Raw genomic sequence first — 223 nt, 5'->3', positions numbered from 1 at the left:
TCAAAGCTATTAATGATGCCGTGTCTGACTACCAAAATGCAAAAGCTCAATACGACAAAGACTTTGAAACTTATAAACAAAACCTTGTCAAATACGTACAAGATAAATTGGGTGGTGCATGGTCAGCATCACAAATTGAGAATCTTATAAAAAATGCACAAGGCAATTTAACTTACTTGTCATCAGGTAACAAATTTCTTAGTGCAGATTTGTCTGGGTTAGA

The 223-nt window shown here is 34.5% G+C and carries 1 protein-coding gene; it reads left to right on the top strand.

Annotated elements, in window-relative coordinates:
• On the top strand, positions 1–223 hold a 223-nt coding region (locus FC36_RS12130), incomplete at both ends, for a hypothetical protein (protein WP_162257653.1).

The sequence above is a fragment of the Ligilactobacillus equi DSM 15833 = JCM 10991 genome, assembly GCF_001435735.1.
GTDB lineage: Bacteria > Bacillota > Bacilli > Lactobacillales > Lactobacillaceae > Ligilactobacillus > Ligilactobacillus equi.
The sequence above is the reverse complement of the archived record's forward strand: the minus strand, read 5'-3'. Positions and strand labels throughout refer to the sequence as shown.